General features: G+C 68.4%; 22 protein-coding genes and 1 pseudogene. 10 read left to right on the forward strand and 13 right to left on the reverse strand.

Annotation, left to right across the window (positions count from 1 at the left end):
• Positions 1-12 precede the first annotated feature (12 nt).
• Positions 13-609: a hypothetical protein gene (locus tag ACFSXZ_RS39910; protein WP_378271617.1), complete on the reverse strand. Its 597-nt coding sequence runs from the start codon at positions 607-609 to the stop codon at positions 13-15.
• 7 nt (positions 610-616) lie between these two features.
• On the reverse strand, positions 617-1390 hold the full coding sequence (locus ACFSXZ_RS39915; protein WP_378271619.1) for a bestrophin-like domain: 774 nt from the start codon (positions 1388-1390) through the stop codon (positions 617-619).
• Positions 1391-2111: 721 nt separating this feature from the next.
• Between ACFSXZ_RS39915 and ispH the strand changes: the two genes are divergently transcribed.
• A complete protein-coding gene (gene ispH / locus ACFSXZ_RS39920) occupies positions 2112-3380 on the forward strand; it encodes a 4-hydroxy-3-methylbut-2-enyl diphosphate reductase (RefSeq protein ID WP_378271620.1) in 1269 nt (422 codons plus the stop codon).
• A 60-nt stretch (positions 3381-3440) separates the two neighbouring features.
• Here ispH and ACFSXZ_RS39925 read toward each other — a convergent pair whose 3' ends face one another.
• From ACFSXZ_RS39925 to ctaD, 3 genes are read right to left on the reverse strand one after another with little or no spacing between them, the layout of a single operon-like run.
• Positions 3441-3647, reverse strand: coding sequence for a DUF3618 domain-containing protein (locus ACFSXZ_RS39925; protein ID WP_378271622.1), 207 nt, complete (start codon positions 3645-3647; stop codon positions 3441-3443).
• Positions 3640-4035, reverse strand: a complete 396-nt coding sequence (locus ACFSXZ_RS39930; protein ID WP_378271624.1) for a phage holin family protein — start codon at positions 4033-4035, stop codon at positions 3640-3642. The genes ACFSXZ_RS39925 and ACFSXZ_RS39930 overlap by 8 nt, the downstream gene beginning before the upstream one ends.
• 48 nt (positions 4036-4083) lie before the next feature.
• Positions 4084-5850, reverse strand: coding sequence for an aa3-type cytochrome oxidase subunit I (ctaD, locus tag ACFSXZ_RS39935; protein ID WP_378271625.1), 1767 nt, complete (start codon positions 5848-5850; stop codon positions 4084-4086).
• Between the two features lie 293 nt (positions 5851-6143).
• Here ctaD and ACFSXZ_RS39940 point away from each other — a divergent pair, with 293 nt between their 5' ends.
• A complete protein-coding gene (locus tag ACFSXZ_RS39940; RefSeq protein ID WP_378271627.1) occupies positions 6144-6545 on the forward strand; it encodes an ATP-binding protein in 402 nt (133 codons plus the stop codon).
• 150 nt (positions 6546-6695) lie between these two features.
• Positions 6696-7100, forward strand: a complete 405-nt coding sequence (locus tag ACFSXZ_RS39945; RefSeq protein ID WP_378271628.1) for an STAS domain-containing protein — start codon at positions 6696-6698, stop codon at positions 7098-7100.
• Between the two features lie 3 nt (positions 7101-7103).
• Here the strand turns inward: ACFSXZ_RS39945 and ACFSXZ_RS39950 are convergent, their stop codons facing one another.
• Positions 7104-7697 carry a TetR/AcrR family transcriptional regulator gene (locus ACFSXZ_RS39950; protein WP_378271630.1) on the reverse strand — a complete coding sequence of 198 codons (594 nt, stop codon included), beginning with the start codon at positions 7695-7697 and terminating at the stop codon, positions 7104-7106.
• 85 nt (positions 7698-7782) lie between these two features.
• On the opposite strand from ACFSXZ_RS39950, the gene ACFSXZ_RS39955 reads away from it, so the two are divergent.
• Complete coding sequence (locus ACFSXZ_RS39955; RefSeq protein WP_378271631.1) at positions 7783-9426, forward strand: tannase/feruloyl esterase family alpha/beta hydrolase; 1644 nt, start codon at positions 7783-7785, stop codon at positions 9424-9426.
• A gap of 5 nt (positions 9427-9431) precedes the next feature.
• Here the strand turns inward: ACFSXZ_RS39955 and ACFSXZ_RS39960 are convergent, their stop codons facing one another.
• Positions 9432-10649 (reverse strand): glycosyltransferase, encoded by a 1218-nt coding sequence (locus ACFSXZ_RS39960; protein WP_378271633.1) that lies wholly within the window; start codon positions 10647-10649, stop codon positions 9432-9434.
• Between the two features lie 209 nt (positions 10650-10858).
• Here ACFSXZ_RS39960 and ACFSXZ_RS39965 point away from each other — a divergent pair, with 209 nt between their 5' ends.
• Positions 10859-11632, forward strand: coding sequence for a SigB/SigF/SigG family RNA polymerase sigma factor (locus tag ACFSXZ_RS39965; RefSeq protein ID WP_378271635.1), 774 nt, complete (start codon positions 10859-10861; stop codon positions 11630-11632).
• Between the two features lie 38 nt (positions 11633-11670).
• Positions 11671-13767: a catalase gene (locus ACFSXZ_RS39970; RefSeq protein ID WP_378271636.1), complete on the forward strand. Its 2097-nt coding sequence runs from the start codon at positions 11671-11673 to the stop codon at positions 13765-13767.
• Positions 13768-14025: 258 nt separating this feature from the next.
• Here ACFSXZ_RS39970 and ACFSXZ_RS39975 read toward each other — a convergent pair whose 3' ends face one another.
• On the reverse strand, positions 14026-14862 hold the full coding sequence (locus ACFSXZ_RS39975) for a dihydrodipicolinate synthase family protein (RefSeq protein WP_378271638.1): 837 nt from the start codon (positions 14860-14862) through the stop codon (positions 14026-14028).
• A 60-nt stretch (positions 14863-14922) separates the two neighbouring features.
• Here ACFSXZ_RS39975 and ACFSXZ_RS39980 point away from each other — a divergent pair, with 60 nt between their 5' ends.
• Genes ACFSXZ_RS39980 through ACFSXZ_RS39990 form a run of 3 tightly spaced genes read left to right on the forward strand, consistent with a single transcriptional unit; the run spans position 14923 to position 18417 of the window.
• Positions 14923-15273 carry an ArsR/SmtB family transcription factor gene (locus tag ACFSXZ_RS39980; protein WP_378271640.1) on the forward strand — a complete coding sequence of 117 codons (351 nt, stop codon included), beginning with the start codon at positions 14923-14925 and terminating at the stop codon, positions 15271-15273.
• A gap of 46 nt (positions 15274-15319) precedes the next feature.
• Complete coding sequence (locus ACFSXZ_RS39985) at positions 15320-16051, forward strand: HAD family hydrolase (RefSeq protein ID WP_378271641.1); 732 nt, start codon at positions 15320-15322, stop codon at positions 16049-16051.
• Entirely contained in the window at positions 16051-18417 is a 2367-nt protein-coding gene (locus ACFSXZ_RS39990) for a glycoside hydrolase family 65 protein (protein WP_378271643.1), read from the forward strand. The genes ACFSXZ_RS39985 and ACFSXZ_RS39990 overlap by 1 nt, the downstream gene beginning before the upstream one ends.
• Before the next feature lie 16 nt (positions 18418-18433).
• Here ACFSXZ_RS39990 and ACFSXZ_RS39995 read toward each other — a convergent pair whose 3' ends face one another.
• Together ACFSXZ_RS39995 and ACFSXZ_RS40000 are read right to left on the reverse strand one after the other, a co-directional pair.
• Complete coding sequence (locus tag ACFSXZ_RS39995) at positions 18434-18781, reverse strand: DoxX family protein (protein ID WP_378271644.1); 348 nt, start codon at positions 18779-18781, stop codon at positions 18434-18436.
• A gap of 248 nt (positions 18782-19029) precedes the next feature.
• Positions 19030-19203: a hypothetical protein gene (locus tag ACFSXZ_RS40000; protein ID WP_378271645.1), complete on the reverse strand. Its 174-nt coding sequence runs from the start codon at positions 19201-19203 to the stop codon at positions 19030-19032.
• Positions 19204-19273: 70 nt separating this feature from the next.
• Between ACFSXZ_RS40000 and ACFSXZ_RS40005 the strand changes: the two genes are divergently transcribed.
• Positions 19274-19651, forward strand: coding sequence for a nitroreductase family deazaflavin-dependent oxidoreductase (locus ACFSXZ_RS40005; protein ID WP_378271646.1), 378 nt, complete (start codon positions 19274-19276; stop codon positions 19649-19651).
• Between the two features lie 32 nt (positions 19652-19683).
• Here ACFSXZ_RS40005 and ACFSXZ_RS40010 read toward each other — a convergent pair whose 3' ends face one another.
• The 3 genes and pseudogenes from ACFSXZ_RS40010 to ACFSXZ_RS40020 all read right to left on the reverse strand — a co-directional run bounded on the left by ACFSXZ_RS40010 (position 19684) and on the right by ACFSXZ_RS40020 (position 22981).
• Positions 19684-20724 (reverse strand): LLM class F420-dependent oxidoreductase, encoded by a 1041-nt coding sequence (locus ACFSXZ_RS40010; protein ID WP_378271648.1) that lies wholly within the window; start codon positions 20722-20724, stop codon positions 19684-19686.
• 70 nt (positions 20725-20794) lie between these two features.
• Positions 20795-21207 (reverse strand): annotated as a pseudogene (locus tag ACFSXZ_RS40015) (DUF885 family protein); the annotation flags it as partial.
• Between the two features lie 121 nt (positions 21208-21328).
• Positions 21329-22981: a DUF885 domain-containing protein gene (locus tag ACFSXZ_RS40020; protein ID WP_378271649.1), complete on the reverse strand. Its 1653-nt coding sequence runs from the start codon at positions 22979-22981 to the stop codon at positions 21329-21331.
• Between the last annotated feature and the right edge of the window lie 7 nt (positions 22982-22988).

Raw genomic sequence — 22988 nt, forward strand, 5'->3', positions numbered from 1 at the left:
GGGTTGACCCGCTCACGGGGACGGATCACGGAAGATCCGCCGGATGGCGATGCTCGCGCCGATGACCACGACCAGCACGGCCACGGCCCAGCGTCGCTCCGTCTGGACCTCGTCCTGTTTGGGGGCGGCGATCGTCCGCTCCGGGACCGCCGATGGCGGCGCCTCCAGCGGGTCGTTCGCCGGCGCGGGCTGCGGGCAGGGCGGGTTGGGGGACGGTGCCGCGACCAGCTGCATCGGTGCCACGCCGAGCGCCTCCGGAACGGCGGTCACCGGCCGTCCGGCGGGGACACGGGAGGAGGGCCGCTGCGGCGAGGGGCGCGACAGCGGGGGTGCCGGCGAGGTCGGGGGCGGGGTCCCGGGCGGTGTCGTCCCAGGCGGTGCGGGAACGGGTGGAGCGGGAACCGGCGGCGACGGTACCGGGGGTAAGGGCGAGGGCATCGGGCGAGGGCAGTGCCGGACTGAGGCGATCGCGACGTCCACTGTGGACTTCAACTCGAGCGGCGGGAGCCGCACGTCGGCGACGACACAGATTTCGACCGCGGACGCCGGTGCCGGGATGAGCCAGCACAGTGCCGAAAACGCGGCGACACTCACGGATCGGACGACCACTTCCCTCTCACCCCAGCCGCTCGATCGCCTGGTTGAACGGTTCCGGCCCGGTCTTCGTGCCGCCCCCGTAGGGGTTCTGCAACTGGTAGATGGCGAAGCAGAGCAGCGCGGTCGCGGCCGCGAGCGCGGACACGATGATGATGTGGGTGATCGGCTTGGTGCCGCCGAAGAGATTCGGCAGCAACACGAAGATGAGGCTGCCCACGGCGAGCACGAACCACAGCACCGAGCCGACCTGGTTGTCCTTCACCGCGTTGAGCCGGGCCTGCCGGATCTGATAGACCTCGACCAGGTCGGCCTGTGCCTCGACCTTGCGGCGGACCATCCAGTCGTTGCCGGGCTGGACCACCGGCACGGCGCTTTCCACGGTGGTGCGCATCTGGTCCAGCAAGGCCCAGCCTTCGCCCGGTATTTCGGTCCCCTGCTGCATGTGCGGCCATTCCTGACGCACCACGGTCCGCGCGTAGTCCTTCGCGAGCTCCCGGACCTGGCCCGGCACGGAACCCGGCAGGGAATTCGCCGCCCAGGTCGCGGCCACCAGGGAACGCGCTTCGACGTTCGCCCGTTCCCGGGCCTGGACGGCGGCGTCGAACAGGGAGATGAGGACGAACGCGACCACGACGGCATGCAGGCCACCGATGATCGTGAACGCCTGCCCCGCGGCGTCATTGTTGTCCCGGCGTCCTTCGTCGAGACCGTAGCGGCGTACGGAATACGCGATCAACGCGCCGGCGATCACGGCGCACACCACCCACAAAAATCCGGATACGTAGACGTTCACCGGGCAAAGTTAACCGTGGTCGTCATTGCGCGACAACGAAATTCACCCCGTTCATCCTGGTGGCCGCGACCGACGATTTCCCGCTCACTGATTTGGAGCATCGAGAAAGCCGGGAGCTTATTTCCGGGGTCAGTTGACGTCGGGCCAATGCTCCGGTGGAGGGCAGGCTCGTACAACGGTGCCGCGGTCGTCACGGTGAGGTCAAATACCGCCTGTGCCGCCTTCCCCTCGACGGGAAGATGTTGGCCCGATTGGAGCAACGACCCAGGTCGACCTGACCAGAAATCGCTTGTCAACCTGAATGCGCGGGACAGCACTGGTCAGTTCGAGGGATTGCCCGGGGGCCCGGGTCACGGTGCGTTCACCGAATCCAGGAATTGCCTCCGACCACACGGACGAGTGACTGTACTCCCTCTCGCGGCCGGTGCTAACGTCGTGTTCACCGACGACCGGCCGGTCGCCGGAAGACCAGGCATACGAACCATTTTCCGGGAAAAGACTCCCCTCGGCAGAGCCGCTCGCCGAATTTCCGGCCCCGAAGATTGGTGGTTCTCCCCATGATGCGGACATGAGGATTCTGCTCGTCGTCTCCGTTGTCCACCGAGCCCTCGCCGGACCGTTGGACATTCCACAATAGACAGTTCCGGTCCGGCCCGCTCCGGCGCCGCGCCCCGTACCGGACACCACTGATTCCGCGAACGGTCGAGATCGGGTATTCGAGATGAGGAGAGACAGCTTGTTCACCGCCGCCCAGAGCATCATCGCCGCGAACAACCCGGGCCGCGCCGACCCGGGGGTCGTGCTGGTCGCCGACGGCCTGCTGTGGCCGCACCGTCCCGCCGTCTCGTGCCCGGCCGCGGCCCTGCTCGAAGGAGAACTCCGCCGTCGTGGCGTCCGGACCGACCGGGGGCATCTGCACGGCGATTCGGAGGACCAGCAGTCGTTCTCGTTGCGTGCCGTGCTGCCGGGCATCGGCGGTCTGGGCGCCTCGGTGACCCTGCCGACCCCGCGGGTGACCGAGGCCGTGTGCGGAGCGGTGGCCGCCTGCCTGGCCGTCGCGGGCCCTCCCCGCCGGATCCTGCTCGCCGCGCCGCGCTCGTTCTGCGCCGGTGTCGAGCGGGCGATCGAAGTGGTGGAACGGTTGCTGAACGAGCGCGGCGGACCGATCTACGTCCGCAAACAGATCGTGCACAACATCCATGTGGTGCGCGATCTCCAGGGGCGCGGTGCCGTGTTCGTCGACGACCTCACCGAGGTACCGCGCGGGGCGACGGTGGTGTTCTCCGCGCACGGCGTTTCCCCCGCCGTGCGGACCGCCGCACGGCGCCGCCGGCTCGACGTCGTCGACGCGACCTGCCCGCTGGTCACCAAGGTGCACGCGGAAGCCCGCCGCTTCGCGGGCCGGGGCGACACGGTCATCCTCATCGGGCACGCCGGGCACGAGGAGGTCGAAGGCACCCTGGGAGAGGCGCCGGAACGGATGGTGCTGGTGCAGTCGGTGGAAGAGGCGCGGCGGGTGCGGGTGTCCGACCCGGCCCGGGTGTCCTACCTGACCCAGACGACCCTCAGCGTGGAGGAAACCGCGGAAGTGGTGGACGAACTCCGCGCCCGGTTCCCGGCGTTGAGGGGACCGGGCTCGGGCGACATCTGTTACGCCACCACGAACCGCCAGGACGCGCTCCGGGCGATCGCCGCCGAGGCGGACCTGGTACTGGTGGTGGGCTCGAAGAACTCGTCCAATTCGGTCCGCCTCGTCGAACTCGCGCGCCGCGCCGGCGCGGCGGCGCATCTCATCGACGACGCGACCGGGATCCAGCCGCACTGGCTGGCCGAAGTGCGCACGATCGGCTTGACGGCGGGCGCTTCGGCGCCGCCGCGCCTGGTCGAGTCGGTGGTACGAACGCTCGGCGGACTCGGCCCCGTCACCACGGAGGAGCGCGAAACCGCCCGGGAGACGGTCCAGTTCACGCTGCCTTCCACCGTGCGCTGACCCGCGCGGGCTTGGCCCCCGCGCGGGCTCGATCCGCACGGGGGCCCGGCTCGCGCAGGCTCACCTCCGGTTCATGAACCTGCGCAGCACCAGTGAGACGACAAGAAACACGGTCAAGGCAGCGCCCGCGCCCACCGCGACCCGCTGATAGGTCGTCTTCAGTCGCGCCGTGAGCTCCTGCACGGTTTCGCCCAGTTCCTGCCGGGTCAACTCCGCGTCGAGCCGGGCCTGGTCGGCGTCATGGGGAAAACCGCGCTGTTCACTCATGGCCACGCACCGCCTTGACGTCCTTGACCACGCCTTCCGCGGCCTCTCGTGGTAACGGTGGCGTCGCCGTCTTGATGGAGTGCCTGCCGGCCATCCCGGCCGCTCCGCCGATGAGCAGCAACACCACCCCGATCACCAGTGCCGAGAGCCAGAGGGGCAGCACCAGGCCGAGCGCGATGACGGCCGTGGCCACGAGCGTCAGCCCGCCGTACAGCGCCATCACCCCGGCAAACCCCGCCAGGCCCGCGCCCCTGCCCGCACGCTTGCCCTTACGGCGCAGTTCGTCCGTGGCCAGCCGCATCTCGTCACGCACCAGCCGGCGCACCTGGTCCGACAGATCCTGCACCAGTTCCGCGATCGAGCGGTCCTGGACCGAGCGCTCAGTCATGTGTCCCTCCCGAAGTTCCTTGGACGGACTACCCCGGGACGACCTGCGCTAATCGTCGTGACCGGAGCTGGGCGAAGTCACTTTTTCCGACGGCGTTTTTCTGGCCTCGTGATGCGGGATCGCTTTTCCGGTCAGCGTGATATGGCCCTCGTCGTGCAGTCGTTCCACCATATGCGGATAATGCAGTTCGAACGCGGGCCGCTCCGAGCGGATACGGGGCAGTTCCAGGAAATTGTGCCGCGGCGGCGGGCTGGTGGTGGCCCATTCCAGGGAATTGCCGAAGCCCCACGGGTCGTCCACCTCGACCTTTTCGCCGAACCGCCAGCTCCGCACCACGTTCCACACGAACGGAAGCATCGAGGCACCGAGAATGAACGCGCCGATGGTGGACACGGTGTTCAGCGTCGTGAAACCGTCACTGGGCAGGTAGTCGGCATACCGGCGGGGCATGCCTTCGTCACCGAGCCAGTGCTGCACCAGGAACGTCGTGTGGAAACCGATGAACGTGGTCCAGAAATGGAGCTTCCCCAGCGATTCGTCGAGCATTCTCCCGGCCATCTTCGGGAACCAGAAATAGATGCCCGAGAACGTGGCGAACACGATCGTGCCGAACAGCACGTAATGGAAGTGCGCCACCACGAAATACGAGTCGGTGACGTGGAAGTTCAGCGGTGGCGAGGCGAGCAGGACCCCGGTGAGGCCGCCCAGCAGGAACGTCACCATGAACCCCACCGCCCACAGCATCGGCGTGTTGAAGGTGATCTGGCCCCGCCACATCGTGCCGGTCCAGTTGAAGAACTTGATCCCGGTGGGCACCGCGATCAGGAACGTCAGGATGGAGAAGAACGGCAGCAGCACCGCGCCGGTGGCGAACATGTGGTGCGCCCAGACCGCGAACGACAGCGCGGTGATGCCGATCGTGGCGAAGACCATCAGCCGGTAGCCGAACAGCGGTTTCCGGCTGAACACCGGGATCACCTCGGTGACGATGCCGAAGTAGGGCAGCGCGACGACATAGACCTCCGGGTGCCCGAAGAACCAGAACAGGTGCTGCCACAGAATCGCCCCGCCGTTGGCCGGATCGAGCAGGTGCGCGCCGATCACGCGGTCGGCGCCCAGCGCCATCAGGCCCGCGGTCAGGATGGGGAACACGGCCAGCACGAGGATGCTGGTGAACAGGATGTTCCAGGTGAAGATCGGCATCCGCCACATGGTCATGCCCGGGCAGCGCAGGCACACGATCGTGGTCACCATGTTCACCGCGCCCAGGATCGTGCCCAGACCGGCCACGACCAGGCCGAACACCCACAGGTTGCCACCGATGCCCGGGGAATGGATCGCGTTCGACAACGGCGTGTAGGCGGTCCAGCCGAAGTCCGCGGCCCCGCCGGGAGTCATGAAGGAGCCCAGCACGATCAGGCCGCCGAAGAGGAACAGCCAGTAGGAGAAGGCGTTCAGCCGCGGGAACGCGACGTCCGGGGAGCCGATCTGCAGCGGCAGGATGAGGTTGGCGAAGGCGAACACGTTCGGCGTCGCGTAGAGCAGCAGCATGATCGTGCCGTGCATGGTGAACAGCTGGTTGTACTGCTCGGTCGACAGGAACTGCAGCCCCGGCCGGGCCAGCTCGGACCGCATCAGCAGGGCCATCGCCCCGCCGACCATGAAGAACGCCAGGGACGTGAACAGGTAGAGCCAGCCGATCACCTTGTGGTCGGTGGTCCGGGCGATTTTCAGCAGGGCGGTCCCGCGCCGGTGCCGGGCGGGCAGTTCGTACTGGTTTCCCAACACGATAGGCCGTGCTCGTAGCTCCGTCATTCCGCTCCTCCGCTTGGTCGCGCACCGTGCAGAGCCCGCCTACCCACTGTGCTCCGGAAGGAAACCGGAATCAAGCCCTAACCCGGAGCTGGTGAAAGCACCTGGCCGAAGATGGTGGAAGCACCTGGCCCGCGCGGTCCATTTCGGACGGTTCGGCGACCTCTCCCCCGGATGCGGGGCCGGACAATGTGGACAATTACCGGCCTGACCTCCGCCGACGGTGGTTCGCCCACCCGGTTTCGCCCTCCCCGGGGCCGGGTATTTGGCCCTTATCAGAACAATGGGAGAGTCGAATGCGACGCCATAGGCGGGTCACCCTGACCCGGGCGCCGGACGCGGGGCGCCAAGCTCGTCAACTGGTCGCGACGGCCTGTGCGGACTGGCGGATCGCCGGAGTGGAGTCCGACGCGGAGATCGTGGCCACCGAACTGGTGGAAAACACCTTGCAGCACACAACCAGCGTGCCCCAGTTGGGGCTCCTGCTTCAGGAAGGAGAACTGACGGTCGCCGTTTCCGACGACGGCCCGGCCGCCCGTTTCCTGGCGGACACCCGATCGCGGCACCGCCAGGGACTGGGGACGTTGCTGGTCTCCCGGCTGGCCAAGACGTGGGGATGCACACGCGCTGGAAAGGGCAAGACGGTCTGGGCGGTGCTCCCCGCTTCGACCCTTACCCGAGGTGATCACGCTTGGTAATGCGGCGGTGACGGACTCTTGTCAAGGTCAGCGTGTAGTCGTACGGTCGTGGAGAGCGGTTGGTCAAAAACAGCCGTGCGGGAGTGAACGCACGCGACCGGCGGGAAAGGTGAAAGCCTGTTCGGGTGCGTGTCTGGTGCTCTCACCCTGATGCTCGTCGGACAGGGAGACGCCGTGCACGCGACCACGAATATCCGCATCCGCCTCGAAAAGCGCCGCGATGGGATTCAGCTCGCCCGCACCGCCGGTGATCTGGACGCCCTGGGCGCGCCGGTGCTGCGCGAGTACCTCGACGAACGCATCCTCCCCGGCCACGATTTCGTCCTCGACCTCGACGAGGTGACGTTCCTCGGCTCCGCCGGCATGAAGGTGCTGCTCGACACCGACGACCGTGCCGCCCGCCGCCATGTGCGCTGGGCCCTCGTGGGCAACAACCGCCCGGTCGCGCGGCCGTTGTGGGCCACGGGGCTGTCCGACCGGCTTCCCCTGCAGCCCGACGTGCCCGCCGCGATCCGGGAACTCACGTCACAGCCCCGCGTACTGCACGCGCTTTGACCCCTAGGTCCGCTCGGAAACCGTGTCCGTTCGCGAGCGGCGGGCCGGCTTGAGCACGGCGAGCAAGTCGGTGGCGCAGTCCGCCAGCAGTCGCGCGTGGTCGGCGTTCTCGTCGGCCATCCACCGTTCGCTTGCCAGGCGGAGAATGGCCATCCCGGCATCGGTGGCCAGCCGGGCCGTCTGAGCGTCACACCCACGCTTCTCCAGTGCGGCGGTCAGGGCCTGCGAAAGGGCAGCGAGTTTGATCAGCTCGCGCTCCCGCAGGGGTGGGTTGGCGGCGACCACTTCCCCGCGTTTCCGGAGGAAATCGCGAGGGCGGATCACCTCCGGCGCGGTCTTGAACGCGGCCATCAGCATGGTCAGTGGATCCGTGCCCTCTTCGGCGGCCTCGATCGCGGCGACGAAACGCTCCTCGAGTTCGTCGCCGCCGAACAGCACCTCGCGTTTGTCCCGGAACCAGCGGTAGAACGACCGCTCGGTGAGATTGGCGCGCTGGGCGATCTGCGCGACCGTCGTGCGGTCGTAGCCCTGCTCGGCGAACAGGTCCAGCGCCGCCTGTTCCAGGCGGCCCCGCGCGTTGCCTTCCCATCGGACCATGCCGGAAGTATATCGACAGCAGATGCTGTCGTCAGTTAACGTGGATGACGACAGCATCTGCTGTCATCACATTCAGGAAGGCCTCATGCGCACTCTTCGCTTCCACGAACACGGACCCGCGCTCGCGGTGGGTCTGGCCGCGGTCCTCGCCGTGTCGATGCTCAGCCCGCCCGCGGGAGCGAGCGCCACCGGCGGTGGAGTCGTGGTGAACGGCGCCGCGGCCGCATGCGCCGCCCTGTCCGGGACCAGGATTCCCGCGCACGACATCGGGCTGCCTACTCGCGGTGCCGTCGTCGACTCGGCCGGACTCGACGCGGCCGACCCGGCCAAAGGCACTCCCGAATTCTGTCTGGTGACTGGGCACGTCATCGGCGTCGACCCGGCGGCACCGCCGGTGAACTTCGAGGTCAATCTGCCGACCGACTGGAACCTGCGGACGCTGCACCTGGGCGGCGGCGGGCTGGACGGGACCGTCGTCACCGGGCTGGCCGCCTTCGGAACGGCGATCGCTCCGGGCCAGGTCCCCGCGATCGATCTTGGTTACGTGACCTTCGGCAGCGACGGTGGCTCGTCGGTCGGGACGAACCCGCCGGGTTCGTTCGCGCTCAACGCGACCGCACTCGCGAACTACTCCGGTGAGGCCGTCAAGCGCACCCGCGACACCGCGATCACGATCGTCAGACGGTACTACGGCCGCTCGCCGAACCACCAGTACTTCGCGGGCGGATCCAAAGGAGGCCAGGAAGCCCTGGCGGCCGCCGAACGGTACGGCGAGGACTACGACGGCATCGTCGCCTACTTCCCGGCGGACCAGCAGACGATGGACCTGTCCTGGTATCACCTGCAGCAGGTGGCCTACGGTGCGCCGGGCGCCTACCTCGACCCGGCCAAGCAGCAACTCTTCGAGCAAGCGCTCCTCGGCACCTGTGACGGGCTCGACGGAGTCGTGGACGGCGTCATCTCCGACGTGTCGACGTGCCGGAAGTCGTTCAGGTTCACCAAGCTGCGCTGTCCCGGTGGCGCGGACACCGGTGACGCCTGCCTTTCCGACCTTCAGATCGCCACGCTCGAGGCGGGCGAAGCGGCCTACCGGGTCGCGTTCCCGTTGGCCAACGGAGTGAGAACCGTCGGCGGCTTCCCGATCCTGGCCGGCGGCGCGTTGAGTCCGTATTGGCTGGACTCGGCGGGCCAGGGCACGTCGACTCTGTACAACGGCCTCGACCAGCCGGTGAACAACTACTTCTACCGGCAGCTGACCACACCACCACCGGCGCTGGACCTGTCGTTCGACTACCGGCGGTACCAGGCACGGATCCAGTCGGTCTCCGCCGAGTACGACACCACCGACCCCGATCTGGACCGGTTCGCCGGACACGGCGGCAAACTGATCATGGTCCAGGGCGACGCGGACATGCTCGTCCCGCCGGCGGCTACCGACGCGTTCTACGACAAGGTGGCCGAGCGGTACGGCGCGAAGACGAAACAGTTCACGCGCTACTACAAGGTGCCCGGTTACGGTCACGGTTCCGGCGTGTTCAATCTCGCCTGGGACTCGGTCGCCGCGCTGGACAGTTGGGTCACGAAGGGCGACGCGCCCGAGCATCCGGTTGCCTACAACGGAACCACCCCGGGTCAGACCCGCCCGTTGTGCCAGTACCCCGGCTGGCCGAAGTATCGCGGCCACGGAGATGCCGGCGTGGCGTCCGGTTTCCGCTGCGTCACGAGCTGATCCGTTCAGCCGGACCTGTCGTCACCGCTCTGAGAAATCAGCTCGCGTCCGGGTCCGGGGGCGGCCTTCTCGTAGACCCTCACCATGTCGGTGGCGATCCGGTCCCACGAATAGCGCGAGCGTGCCCGGTCCGTCGCCGCCGTGCCGTACGCCTCACTCAACGCGGGATCGTCCACCAGCCGCCGCAGGGTGGCCGCGAGTGCGCCGGACCGCTCGGGCGGAACCAGTTCGCCCGTGACGCCGTCGACGACGATGTCGTTGAGGGCGCCGACCGCGGTGGCGACCACCGGCACGCCACACGCCATCGCTTCCAGCGCGGCGACGCCGGACAGCTCATACCAGGGTGTGCACGCCACCAGGCCGGCGGAGCGGAGCAACGCCGGCATGTGGTCGTGGGACACGCGGCCGAGCAGACGGACCCGGTCGGCGACTCCGGCGCGGCGGGCGGTCTCGCGGAGCCGGCGGGCCTCGGGATCGTCGGCGAGACGCTCCTGTTCCGGACCGCCCGCGATGACGAGTTCGGCGCCGGGCACGGCCGCGAGTGCCGAAATCGTGGTCGCGAAGCCGTTGCGCGGTACCAGTTTCCCCACGCCGACGATCCGGCGGAGTTCCCCGGTGGACTCAGCCGGACCGTGGGTGGTGAACCGGTCCACGTCGACCCCGAACGGCACGACCGACATCCGTGCCCTGGGCAGGCCGAGCCGCGCCAGTTCGAACAGCTCGTCCGTGCTGCAGGCCACGATGCGGGACACGCTCTTGCCGATCACCCGTTCCAGCCGCAGTCGCTCGGGCGTGGTGGCGCCCGCCCGGCCCTGGTGCCGGCGCTCGACCGCATCCAGCCCGTGAAAGGTCTGCACCATGGACAACCCGAGACGCCGCACCGCGAGCGCGGAGGCCAGCCCCGACAGCCACCGGTGCGCGTGCACCACGTCCGGGATCTCCCGTCCCCACTCGCCGACCAGAAACCGCGCGAACTCGGAGATGTGCCCCAGCACGTCCTCGTCGTTCGGCAGGTGTCCCGCCGGCCCGGCCAGAACACGCACGACGCGGTATCCCCCTTCGGCCCGCACCGTCCTCCGTTGCCGGGGGCCGTTCTGTCTTGTGTAGACGACGACCTCGTTCCCGTGCCGGCAAAGCTCTGAGCACAGCGCGGCCACGTAGGCGTTCCGGCTGCCGGTCCCCTCCAGCGGATCGGCGTTGACGGACACCATCGCGATCTTCATCGGCCCCCTGCCCCGAACCCGGCCGGCCGGTGGACGAGGACGTCCCTCCACGAAGTGCGGCCACGCCACACGAGCACCCATGCCATACCCTCAGTCTTGCCGGGGAGGATGAAGTCAAACGGGCCGGCGCCACTTCTTTTCCGGTGGGCCGGATCGCGCGGTCGGCGGCCCGCAGGTGTGAACTCACCACGGGCGGGGTAGCCCGGGCCATGCGCGGCTCAACTACGACGGCACCGTGTGCCGAAAAATTCGCCGAGCTGTCCGGGATCTCCGGGGAGGACGAACAGCATCGGCGCAGGAGGCTGCGCGATGAACTGGTCACAGAGTATCTGCCGGTGGCCGAACACATCGCCCGCCGGTTCAGCGGCCGTGGCGAAGCCTTCGACGATCTCGTCCAGGTCGCGCGGGTCGGCCTGATCAACGCGGTCGACCGGTTCGAACCCGAGCGCGGGAGCGACTTCATGTCCTTCGCCGTGCCGACGATCATGGGGGAGGTCCGTCGCTACTTCCGCGATTCGAGCTGGTCGGTGCGGGTACCGCGGCGGTTGAAGGAACTGCATCTGCAGATCGGCCACGTCAGCGGTACCCTCGGGCAGCGGTTGGGACGGGCGCCGACGCCCACCGAAATCGCCCGCGAGCTGGACCTGACCGTGGACGAGGTCAGCGAGGGACTGCAGGCGGGAAACGCCTACTACGCGGTCTCGGTGGACAAACCCGCCGGTGACGACGGTGAAGCCGCCTCGCTGGCCGACACCCTCGGCGAAGAGGACGGCAGCCTGGAGTCGGTGGAAAACCACGAGGCGCTGCAACCCCTGCTGCGTGCGCTCCCGCCACGCGAACGCACGATCCTCATGCTCCGCTTCTTCGGGAACATGACCCAGTCCCAGATCGCCGAGCGGGTCGGCATATCACAGATGCACGTCTCGCGCTTACTCGCGCAGACGCTGGAAAAGTTACGCGCCAAGCTCACCGAGGAGTTCTGACCCCGTTTCCGTGCGGCCAGGCCGGGTAGCCGATCGGCATGCCTGAGGACGCAAAAGACCAGCAACTACAGCCAGTACGGGCCGACCTCGAAGACACTTACCTTACTACACAACAGGGAGTGCGTGTCGACCACACCGACGACTCTCTCAGCGTGGGTGAACGCGGCCCCACCCTTCTCGAAGATTTCCACGCTCGCGAAAAGCTTACACATTTCGACCACGAACGTATTCCCGAACGTGTCGTGCACGCGCGCGGGGCCGGCGCCTACGGATATTTCCAGGCCTACGACGACTCACTCTCCGAATACACCGTGGCCGATTTCCTCACCAGCGGTGAACAGATCCCGGTGTTCGTCCGTTTCTCCACTGTCGCGGGCTCGCGCGGCTCCGCCGACACGGTGCGCGACGTACGCGGCTTCGCCACCAAGTTCTACACCCGGCAAGGAAACTACGACCTGGTCGGGAACAACATGCCGGTGTTCTTCATCCAGGACGGCATCAAGTTCCCGGACTTCGTGCACGCGGTGAAACCCGAACCGGACAACGAGATCCCGCAGGCCGCCTCCGCGCACGACACGCTGTGGGATTTCGTTTCCCTGCAACCGGAAACGCTCCACACGATTCTGTGGCTGATGTCCGACCGGGCACTGCCGCGCAGCTACCGGATGATGCAGGGCTTCGGCGTGCACACCTTCCGGCTGGTCGACGCCGAGGGACGGGGCACCTTCGTGAAGTTCCACTGGACCCCGGTGCTCGGCACGCATTCCCTGGTGTGGGACGAAGCCCAGAAGATCGCGGGCAAGGACCCGGACTTCAACCGCCGCGACCTGTGGGACGCCATCGAGGCGGGCCAGTTCCCCGAGTGGGAGCTCGGCGTGCAACTGGTGGACGAGAACGACGAGTTCGCCTTCGACTTCGACCTGCTCGACGCCACGAAGATCATTCCCGAGGAACAGGTTCCGGTGCGGCCGGTGGGACGGATGGTGCTCAACCGCAACCCGGACAACTTCTTCGCCGAGACCGAGCAGGTCGCCTTCCACACCGCGAACGTGGTGCCGGGTATCGACTTCACCAACGACCCACTGCTCCAGGCGCGCAACTTCTCCTATCTGGACACTCAGTTGATCCGGCTGGGCGGCCCCAACTTCGCGCACCTGCCGGTCAACCGGCCGGTCGTCGAGGTGGCCCACAACCAGCGTGACGGGTACGGCCAGCACGTCGTCCACAAAGGACGGACGAGCTACTTCCCGAACAGCCTGGGCGGCGGCTGCCCGGCGATCGCGGACGAGGACATCTTCAGGCATTACACCGAGCGCGTGGACGGCCGGAAGATCCGCGAGCGCAGCGAAAGCTTCAAGGACTTCTACAGCCAGCCGACCCTGTTCTGGAACAGCATGTCCGAAACCGAACGCGAACACATCGTCAGCGCTTTCCGGTTCGAACTCGGCAAGGTGACGAGCAAACAGGTCCGGGCAAGGACGGTGACCGAGCTGAACCACGTCGATCACCAGCTGGCCGCCCGGGTGGCCGAGGGAATCGGTGTCGTCGCGCCCACCGAGGAAGTACGGCCGAACCATGGCCGGAGCTCGCCGGCCCTGTCACAACTCACCGCACCGACGAACCGGATCGCCACGCGGCGGATCGCGGTGCTGGCCGCCGACGGGGTGGACGCGATCGGTACCCGGCGGCTGATCGACGACCTGACCAAACGCGAAGCCGTGGTCGAGGTGCTCGCGCCGGCCGACGGTGAGCTACGAGCGGCGGCGGGTGAGCCACTGGAGGCGGACCGGCAGCTCAACACGATGGCGTCGGTCCTCTATGACGCCGTGGTGGTGGCGTGCGGGCCCGACAGCGTCGAGACGCTCGGCCACGACGGCTACGCGCTGCACTTCGTCGCCGAGGCCTACAAGCACGTCAAGCCGGTCGCGGCCTTCGGCGCGGGGCGCGACCTGTTGCGGCAGGCCGGCGTGACGGGCCCGATCGCCGAGGCGGACCTGCAGGTCGTCGCCGAGGAGGGCGTGATCACCACCACCGCCGCCAGGGAGGACCTCGACACCGAGTTCTTCGACGCCCTCGCCACCGAGGTCGCCCGGCATCGCGCCTGGGAACGCCGGACGGACGGGGTGCCGGCCTGAAGCCGACGGGGGTATGCCGATGAGGGCCAAGGACGTGATGACCAGGCCCGTCATACGGGTCATGCCGGACACGTTCTTTCAGCCGCCGGCCACCGGCCGTGGCAGGTCTCGGTCACCGGTGGCATGGTCACGCTGACCAGCGAGGGGGCCGACGAGACGGACCGCCACATCGCGACCGTGGTGGCCGCCGGCCTGCCCGGCGTGGTCGGGGTGCGGGTGGTCGAGGCGCGGCGCCGAGTCAGCCGAAGCCGGCCGGCGTCAGCCGAACTCCTCGATGAAGGACCGGAGGACGACCTCGGCACCGGGTGGCGCGGGCTCGACCGCCATCCGGGTGTCCGGGCGGCAATAACCGCGCAGCGCCCAGGTCTGCTTCATCAGCGGGATGCTCGCGGCGAAGAAGGCGACGAGGCGACGAATTCGCGGGGCGAGAACCGCGACCTTCTCGTCGTCGCCCGTGCGAAGGGCGGCGGCGAGATCCGCGAAGGGGACGGGAAAGGCCGACGAGACGCCCGAGACGATGCCGGCGCCGCCGCCGGCGGCCATCTCGGGCAGCATTCCGTCATCGCCCGAGTAGAGCCGCTTGCCTTCCGGCACGGCGGCGCGGTATCCGGCGAACCGGGCGGCGGCGCCGCCGCTGAGCTTCGCACCGGTCAGGTCGCAGTCGGTCAGCAGGCGAGCGAGCCGCTCGGGGCCGAGATCGAGGCCGGTTCGCTCGGGGAACAGGTACGCATAGACCTCGCCGTCACCGGCGGCTTCCCGGATCCGGCGGTAGTAGGCATCGACCTCCGTGTCCTCGGAGGGTGTGATGGCGGCGAATCTCCGGGCACCCAGTTCCCGTGCCCTGACCGTGAGCCCGGTCGCGTTTGACCCTCCACAATGGACAATCACGCGGTCGGCCGGGCACACCGAAAGCGCGGTCTCGAACAGCGCCAACCGCTCCGGATCGCTGAGCACCGGGAACTCGCCCGTGGTTCCGGCCACGAAGAGCCCGTCCAAACTCGCCCCCAGTACGGCGAACCGCTCCTTGACCGCGGCCAGGTCCACGCCGCCCGTCGCGTCGAACGGCGTGGGCACGGCAACGATCACCTCGGGCACGCCCCCATGGTAAGGCCAGGGAGGTGCGTGCGCGGGCGTCCGGATGAGACCATAACGCGGGTGAAAGCGGAATCGGGTCGACGCAGGGTGATCGACCCCCAAGCGGTCGACGCCGCGCTCGCCGGTCTCGGCGATCGTGCCGTGGTCCAGCAATGGGCGGAGCGCTTCTCGGTGCTCGCCGACCCCTCCCGGCTCACCCTGCTGGTCTGCATCCACTACGCCCGCGAAATCAGCGTCTCGGACCTCGCGGTCGCGGCGGGCATGACCGACACCGCGGTCTCCCAGGCGTTACGGCTGCTCCGGGCACACGGCCTGGTCACCGGGCACCGGTCCGGCCGGATAGTGCGTTACCGGCTGGCCGACGCCACCACGCACGAGCTGATCCACCAGGTGCGGCCGCACGACGGGTGAGCCCGGCTCTCGGCAGGACCGGCCGTTCGCCGGTACGGTCGGAGGCATGATCGGCCTACCCGAGGGGATCACCGCCTGCCTGTTCGATTTGGACGGCGTGCTGACCGGCACCGCGGAGCTGCACAAGGAAGCCTGGAAACAGACATTCGACGCGTTCCTGGCCGAACGCGACGGAGACGGTTTCCGGCCGTTCACCGACCACGACTACGCCGAGTACGTGGACGGGCGCCCCCGGCTGGACGGCGTCCGGCGGTTCCTCGCGTCGCGTGAAATCGAACTGCCCGAAGGCGCCGGAGAGGATCCGGTCACCGCGCACACCGTGTACGGCCTGGCCAACAAGAAGAACGAACTGGTCCTGCACATCATCACCGAGCGCGGGGTGAATCCCTACCCTGGCTCCGTGCGGTACCTGGAGGCCGTTCAGCGTGCCGGCCTGGCCATCGCCGTCGTCACCTCCTCCGCCAACGCGGCCACCGTGCTGAAGGCGGCCGATCTCGATCGGTTCGCGCAGGCGCGCATCGACGGCCTGGTGATCGTCAAGGAACGGCTGCGCGGCAAGCCCGCGCCCGATTCGTTCCTGGCCGGCGCCCAAGCACTCGGGGTGAAGCCGAAGCAGGCCGCGGTGTTCGAGGACGCGCTGGCCGGCGTGGAAGCGGGCAAAGCGGGCGAGTTCGGTTACGTGGTCGGGGTCGACCGCGAAGGCCAGGCGGAGGAGTTGCGCGCCCACGGCGCCGATGTCGTGGTGCGCGATCTCGCGGAGCTGCTGGAGCAGGGGTAATGGTCGAAAAGGGCTACGAAACGTCCCCGTGGGAACTGCGCTGGCGCACCCTCGCGGTCGACCAGCTGCACCGGACCGAGTCGACCTTCGCGCTGTCGAACGGGCACGTCGGGATTCGCGGCACGCTCGAAGAGGGTGAACCACGCGGGCGGCCGGGCACCTACCTCAACGGCTTCTACGAGGAACACGAGCTGCCCTATGCCGAGGCCGGTTACGGCTATCCCGAGGCCGGCCAGACGATCGTGAACGTCACCGACGGCAAGATCATCCGGCTGCTGGTCGAGGACGAGCCGTTCGACATGCGCTACGGCAACGCGACCCGGCACGAGCGGTGGCTCGACTTCCGCGCGGGCACGCTGTCCCGGCTGACCGAGTGGGTCTCCCCCACCGGGCGCCAGGTGCGGGTGCGCACGCAGCGGCTGGTGTCGTTCACCCAGCGCGCGGTGATCGCGATCCGGTACGAGGTCGAGCCGCTCGACGGCAAGATGCAGTTGGTCGTCCAGTCCGATCTCCTGGCCAACGAGCCGATCGAACCGGAGACCAAGGACCCGCGCCAGGCCGCCGCGTTGCAGTCCCCGCTCGCCGCCGAGTTCACCCTGGCCGAGGATCAGCACGCCGTGCTGGTGCACCGCACGAAGAACTCCGGCCTGCGCATGGCGGCCGCGATGGACCACCAGATCGAAGCGCCCGGCGAGTTGCGGAGCGACATCAGCGTCGAGGACGACCTCGCCCGGCTGACCGTGGCGGTGGACGTCGAAAAAGGCGACCGGCTGGTGGTGACGAAGTTCCTCGGCTACGGCTGGTCGGCCCAGCGCTCGATCCCGGCGTTGCGCGCGCAGGTCTCGGCCGCGCTCGCCGGCGCCCGGCAGACCGGCTGGCAGGGCCTGCTCGACGAACAGCGGGCCTTCCTCGACGACTTCTGGGACACCGGTGACATCCAGATCGACGGCGATCCCGAACTGCAGCAGGCCGTCCGGTTCGCCCTCTTCCACATCCTCCAGGCCGGGGCTCGCGGGGAAAGCCGGGCCATCCCGGGCAAGGGACTGACCGGCCCCGGCTACGACGGGCATGCCTTCTGGGACACCGAAAGTTTCGTGCTCCCGGTCCTCACCTACACCGTTCCGGAGTCGGCCCGCGACGCGTTGCTCTGGCGGCACAGCACCGTGCCCAAGGCGCGGGAACGCGCCGCGCAGCTCGGTCTCCACGGCGCCGCGTTCCCCTGGAGGTCCATCAACGGCGCGGAATGCTCGGCCTACTGGCCGGCCGGCACCGCCGCGTTCCACGTCAGCGCCGACATTTCCGACGCGGTGGCGCGCTACCTCGCCGCGACCGGCGACACCGAGTTCGAGCGCCAGTGCGGCACCGAAATCCTCGCGGAAACCGCGCGACTGTGGTTGTCGCTCGGGCACTTCGACATCCACGGCAGATTCCGCATCGACGGCGTGACCGGGCCCGACGAGTATTCGGCGGTGGCGGACAACAACGTCTACACCAACCTGATGGCACGCCGGAATCTGCTGGAGGCGGCCGACTCGTGCGAGCGCGTGCCCGAGGTGGCGGGCGCGCTCGGTGTCGAGGAGGAAGAACTGGCGACGTGGCGTCTGGCCGCCGAGCGGATGTTCATTCCCTACGACGAAGAACTCGGCGTGCACCCGCAGTCCGAGGGTTTCACCAAGCACGACGAGTGGAACTTCGGCGTCTGCTCGGCCGGGGACTACCCGCTGCTGCTGCACTTCCCGTACTTCGACCTTTATCGCAAGCAGGTCGTCAAGCAGGCGGACCTGGTGCTCGCGCTGCACATGTGCGGAGACCGCTTCACCGCCGACGAAAAGGCGCGCGATTTCGCCTACTACGAGGCGAGAACGGTGCGGGATTCGTCCCTCTCGGCGGGCACGCAGGCGGTGATGGCGGCCGAGGTGGGCTTTCTCGATCTGGCCTACGACTATCTCGGCGAAGCAGCGCTCACCGACCTGCACGACGTGCACAACAACGTGCGCCAAGGCCTGCACATGGCTTCACTGGCGGGCGCGTGGCACGGTGTCGTGGCGGGGCTCGGCGGCATGCGCGACCACGGCGGCGAGATCACCTTCGCGCCCCGCCTGCCGGACGAGCTGGACCGCATCGAATTCCGGATGTGCGTACGGGGCAGCCGGTTCGCCGTCGAGGTCCATGCCGACCGGGCGACCTACCGCCTGGTGGCCGGCGAACCGGTGGAGATCACGCACCACGGCAGGCCGTGCAAGGTTTCCGAGCACCCGGTCACGCTGCCGATCCCCGCGGTCGTCGCCGGCGAACCACCGTCCCAGCCGCCCGGCCGGGCCCCGTCGCGGCGGCACCCAGAACGCCTGCGCCGCCACGACTTCTGAGGCTTCAGGCGCCGCTTCAGGCGGTCAGGCGCAGCACCAGGACGGCGGCGGAGAACACCAGGAACACCGCCGCGGGCGGCATGCCCTTGAAGTCGCTCTTCCGGATATGGGCGCCGACCGCGCCGAGGAAGTAGAGCACCACGCCGATCGCGGCGGCGATACCCAACGGCTTGATCCAGATCCCGGCGACGAGGCCGATCGCGCCCGCGATCTCGCAGGCCGCCAGGAAGGGATACATCCGAGGCGGCACCCCGACCGCGTTCATCGAATCGACGACCTGCTGGGCACGGGTCAGCTTCCCGAAGGCGGAGCCGACGAGGACGACGGCCAGGACTGCCCCGGCGATCGTGTAGGCGACAGACATGCCGGGAGATTAGCGCCGACCGCACCCAACGCGAAGTATCTTCAGTGAAGTGGTCCCCTTCCGTCACTGTGCCCCGCCCACGGTTGCGCGGCACGTTCTCCGGCAGGGACAGCGGGCCGGCCACTGCGCATCGTGGAATCCGCCAAGGCGCCCGCATGTCCCGTTCGCTCGGTTTAGTTGTACCCAAAAGTGCCTAAACACATGTTCGATACGTCGGTATGCTGGGCACTGGGCAGCCGGCGCGGCGCTCAGCCGGGCGGCTCCGGGTGGGGAAGATCGGGTTTGACGTCGTCTTTGTTCGGCGGCTCCTCGACGTCTTCGGTCTGACCGGTCTCGAGGTCGGGGTGCGTGAGGTTGGGGAAGTTCGGCCCCAGCGGCGGTTCAGGACTTCGGCGCTCGGCGCGTTCACGTTCGGTGCTCATAAGACCGGAATACCCCATCCTGCCGATCCGTCAACCCGTAAAATTCAGCAGTTGTTGATATGCTGGGGGCATGGTGCTTCCGAAGAGGCTCGCCCGGTTCAACCGGGTGGCCACCAACCGTGTACTCGGCAAGCTCACACCCCACGTCGCCGGATTCGGCACGATCGTGCACCAGGGACGGCGTTCGGGGCGCACTTATCACACGCCGGTGAACGTGTTCGAGGAACCGGGAGGTTACGTCGTCGCGCTCACCTACGGCGCCGGCGCCGACTGGGTGCGCAACGTCCTGGCAGAGGGCGGCTGCGAGCTGGTGACCAGGGGCCGGACGGTGAAGCTGACCGCGCCACGCGTCACACACGGCGAGTCGCCCAAGGCCGTCTCGGCGGCCGCCCGTCCGGTGCTGCGGTTGATCGGCGTGCGGAACTATCTGCACCTTCGCCGCGCGTAGATCAGCCGGCCGAGCCGCCGGCTCGCGGTAGGTCAGCCGGCCAGCTCACGCAGTTCGCGGACGAGCGCGGTCCGGTTCTCGGTGCCCGGCTGCAGCGGCGTCACCTGGAGCGTGGTCACGCCGGCCTCGGTGAAGGCCGCGAGCCGTTCCTTGACGTGACCACGCGGGCCCACCAGCGAGATCGCGTTCAGCAGATCGGCCGGAACCGCGGCGGCGGCCTCGTCCTTCTTGCCGTCGAGGTAAAGGTCCTGGATCCGCTTCGCCTCGGCCTCGTAGCCGTAGCGGCAGGCGAGTTCGTTGTAGAAGTTCTTGCCCCGCGCGCCCATTCCGCCGATGTAGAGCGCGAGCACGGGCCGCACGTAGTCGACGAGGGGAGCCACGTCGTCGCCGATCGCCACCGGCACCATGACCGAAGTGTCCAGCGGCCCCAGGGCCGGGTCACGCTTGGCCATGCCTTCGGCCAGCGCCGGTCCCCACACCTCGGCGGCCTTCTCGGGATGGAAGAAGATGGGTTGCCAGCCCTCGGCGATCTCCGCCGTCATCGCCACGTTCTTCGGGCCGATCGCGGCGAGCATCACCGGGATCCGTTCGCGGACCGGCCGGTTGATCAGCTTCAACGGCTTGCCCAGCCCGGTGCCCTCGTCCGCGGGAAGCGGGATCCGGTAGTACCGGCCCTCGTGCACCACGCGCTCACGCCGCCACACCTGACGGCAGATCTCCACGATCTCGCGCGTGCGGCCGAGCGGCGCGTCGTAGCGGACGCCGTGGAAACCCTCGATGACCTGCGGCCCGGACGCGCCGATCCCGAGCGTGAACCGGCCGTCGGAGACGAAGTCGAGCCCCGCCGCGGTCATCGCGGTCAGCGTCGGTGTCCGGGTGTAGATCTGGAGGATCCCGGACGCGATGCCGACCCGCTCGGTCTTCGCCGCGATGTAGCCGAGCTGGCTGACCGCGTCGAAGGAGTAGGCCTCCGGGACGAACACGATGTCCAGGCCGGCCTTTTCCAGCTCGACAAGATCCGCCACGCTCTCGGCGAAGCCGCCGGCGTAGTCGATCTGCATCCCGATCCGCATCGCCCATCACCTTAGTTTCCGCGAGCCAACGAGGTAAGCGACCGCTTAGCCCGCCTCACCCTACCCCACAGTCCCGCCGCTCCACCCACCGTGAGACCACGGCGGCCCGCAGGCGCTGGAGCTCCAGCCGTCCCACCAGGTACCCGAGCGCCTGACCGGGACACCCCACGTAACGGTCGATCTCCTGCTCGATCTCCACCGGAGCCATCGGCGTGCTCTCGGTGAGGTAGTCCACGGCCTTCTGCCTGCTCCAGCCAAACGCATGCACCCCTGTGTCCACCACGAGGCGGGCCGCGCGCATCGAATCCTGGGTCAGCATCCCGAACCGGGACAATTCGCTCGAATACAACCCCATCTCGTCGGCGAGCCGTTCCGAGTACAGGCCCAGCCCTCGGCGTAAGCCGTGCACTCGATGATCCGGCGCACCAACGGAAGCCCGTCGAGGCTCAGCGAGGTCGCGACCTGGAGATGGTGACCTGGCACCGTCCCGGTGTCCGGTGACGGCAGCCGGTCGTGCGGGCCCGGCAGGCCGTACACCGAAGCCCACAGGGGTCCGCTTCGCACCGGAGGCCGAGGAGTTCGTCCGCGAGCGCGTCGGCGTCGGTCATCCGGCCGTCCGGACGACCCATTCGCCGACCACCGATTCCAGCACCGACATCGGCAGCGAACCGCCGCCGAGCACGACATCGTGGAATCCGCGGATGTCGAACTTCTCGCCCAGCGCCCGTTCGGCTTCCCCGCGGATGCGCTGGATCTCCAGCCGTCCCACCATGTACGACAACGCCTGCCCCGGATAGGCGATGTAGCGGTCGACCTCCGATTCGATCTCCACCTTCGGCATCGGGGTGTTCTCGCGCAGGTAATCGACCGCCTGTTGCCTGCTCCAGCCCTTCGCGTGGAGGCCGGTGTCCACCACGAGGCGCCCCGCGCGCATCGAGTCGATCGTGAGCATGCCGAGAAGCGCGATGTCGTCGGAGTAGAGCCCCATTTCCTGTGCGAGGCGCTCGGTGTAGAGGCCCCAGCCTTCGGCGTAGGCGGTGAAATTGCCGATCCGGCGCAGCAGCGGCAGATCGGTGAGGCCGAGCGCGGTGGACAGCTGGAAATGGTGCCCCGGGATGGCTTCGTGGAACGCGGTCACCTCGGCCGTGTGCCGGAAGCGTTCGGTGACCTGGTGGGTGTTCGCGAAATAGATACCGGGCCGTGAGCCGTCCACCGACGGCTGGAGGTAGTACGCGGGCGGGCCGCCCGGCGCTTCGGCGGCCGGCACCGGCTCGACCACCCACGGGAACGACGGCACGTGACCGAACCAGTCCGGCGCGGCACGCTCGGCGCGGGCGATCGCCGACCGCGCGGTGTCGAGGAGTTCGTCGGCGTTCTTCCAGCGCAACGCCGGATCGGTGCGCAACCGCGTGAAGATCTCCCGCAGTTCACTCGTGCCGAAGACACGCGAACCGATTTCGCTGTACTCGCGGGCGAGTTCACCGATCAGCCGCAGGCCGGTTTCGTGCAGTTCCCCCGGATCGCGATCGGTGGTGGTGTGGAAACGGACGAGCGCCGCGTAGATTTCCTTGCCCTCGGGCAACCAGCACACGCCGGCTTTGTCCTCGGTCCTGCCGTGCGGCTCGATTTCGTCCGCGAGCGCGTCGCGGTACGCGGCGAAGGCCGGGCGCACCGTCTTCTCCAGCAGCTCCGCCCGGCGGGTGGCGAAGTCCTCGTTGGGCGCGGGCTGGCGCAGCAACGGGTCCGCGGACGGATCGGCGAGGTAGCGGTCGAGATGCGCGATCGCGGCCCGGACCAGATGCGCGACCGGTGTCCGCCCGGCCGCGACGCCGGCCCGATGCCGCTCGGCGGCCTGCGCGAGGTAACGGGGAATGGCGGCGAGACGCGTGAGCTGCAGGCGCGCCTGCTCGTCGTCGGCGACACCGACCATGGGCAGCACGGTGAGCAGACCGACCGCGGGAGAGACGAACAGATCGCTGACCGTGAACTCGGCCATGTGCGTGCCCATCTGGTCCAGAGCACCACGGGCCTGGCTGATCAGCACCTCGCGGGTGACCTCGTCGGTGCCCTGGGCGTCGAGTTCCTCGGCCCGCCGGATGAACTCCTCCAGCTGCCGGCGGCGATCGTTCTCGGCCTCCTCGGACAGGTCTTCCAGGCCTTCGCGGGTGGATTCGATCCCCAGGAGCGCAGGCGCCACCGGCTCGGCGTCGAACAGCGCTTCCACGAACTCGTCGGCCAGCGCGGCAACATCACTCATGTCGTCA

Origin of the sequence: Amycolatopsis pigmentata, assembly GCF_042684065.1 — a bacterium.
Lineage (GTDB): Bacteria > Actinomycetota > Actinomycetes > Mycobacteriales > Pseudonocardiaceae > Amycolatopsis_E > Amycolatopsis_E pigmentata.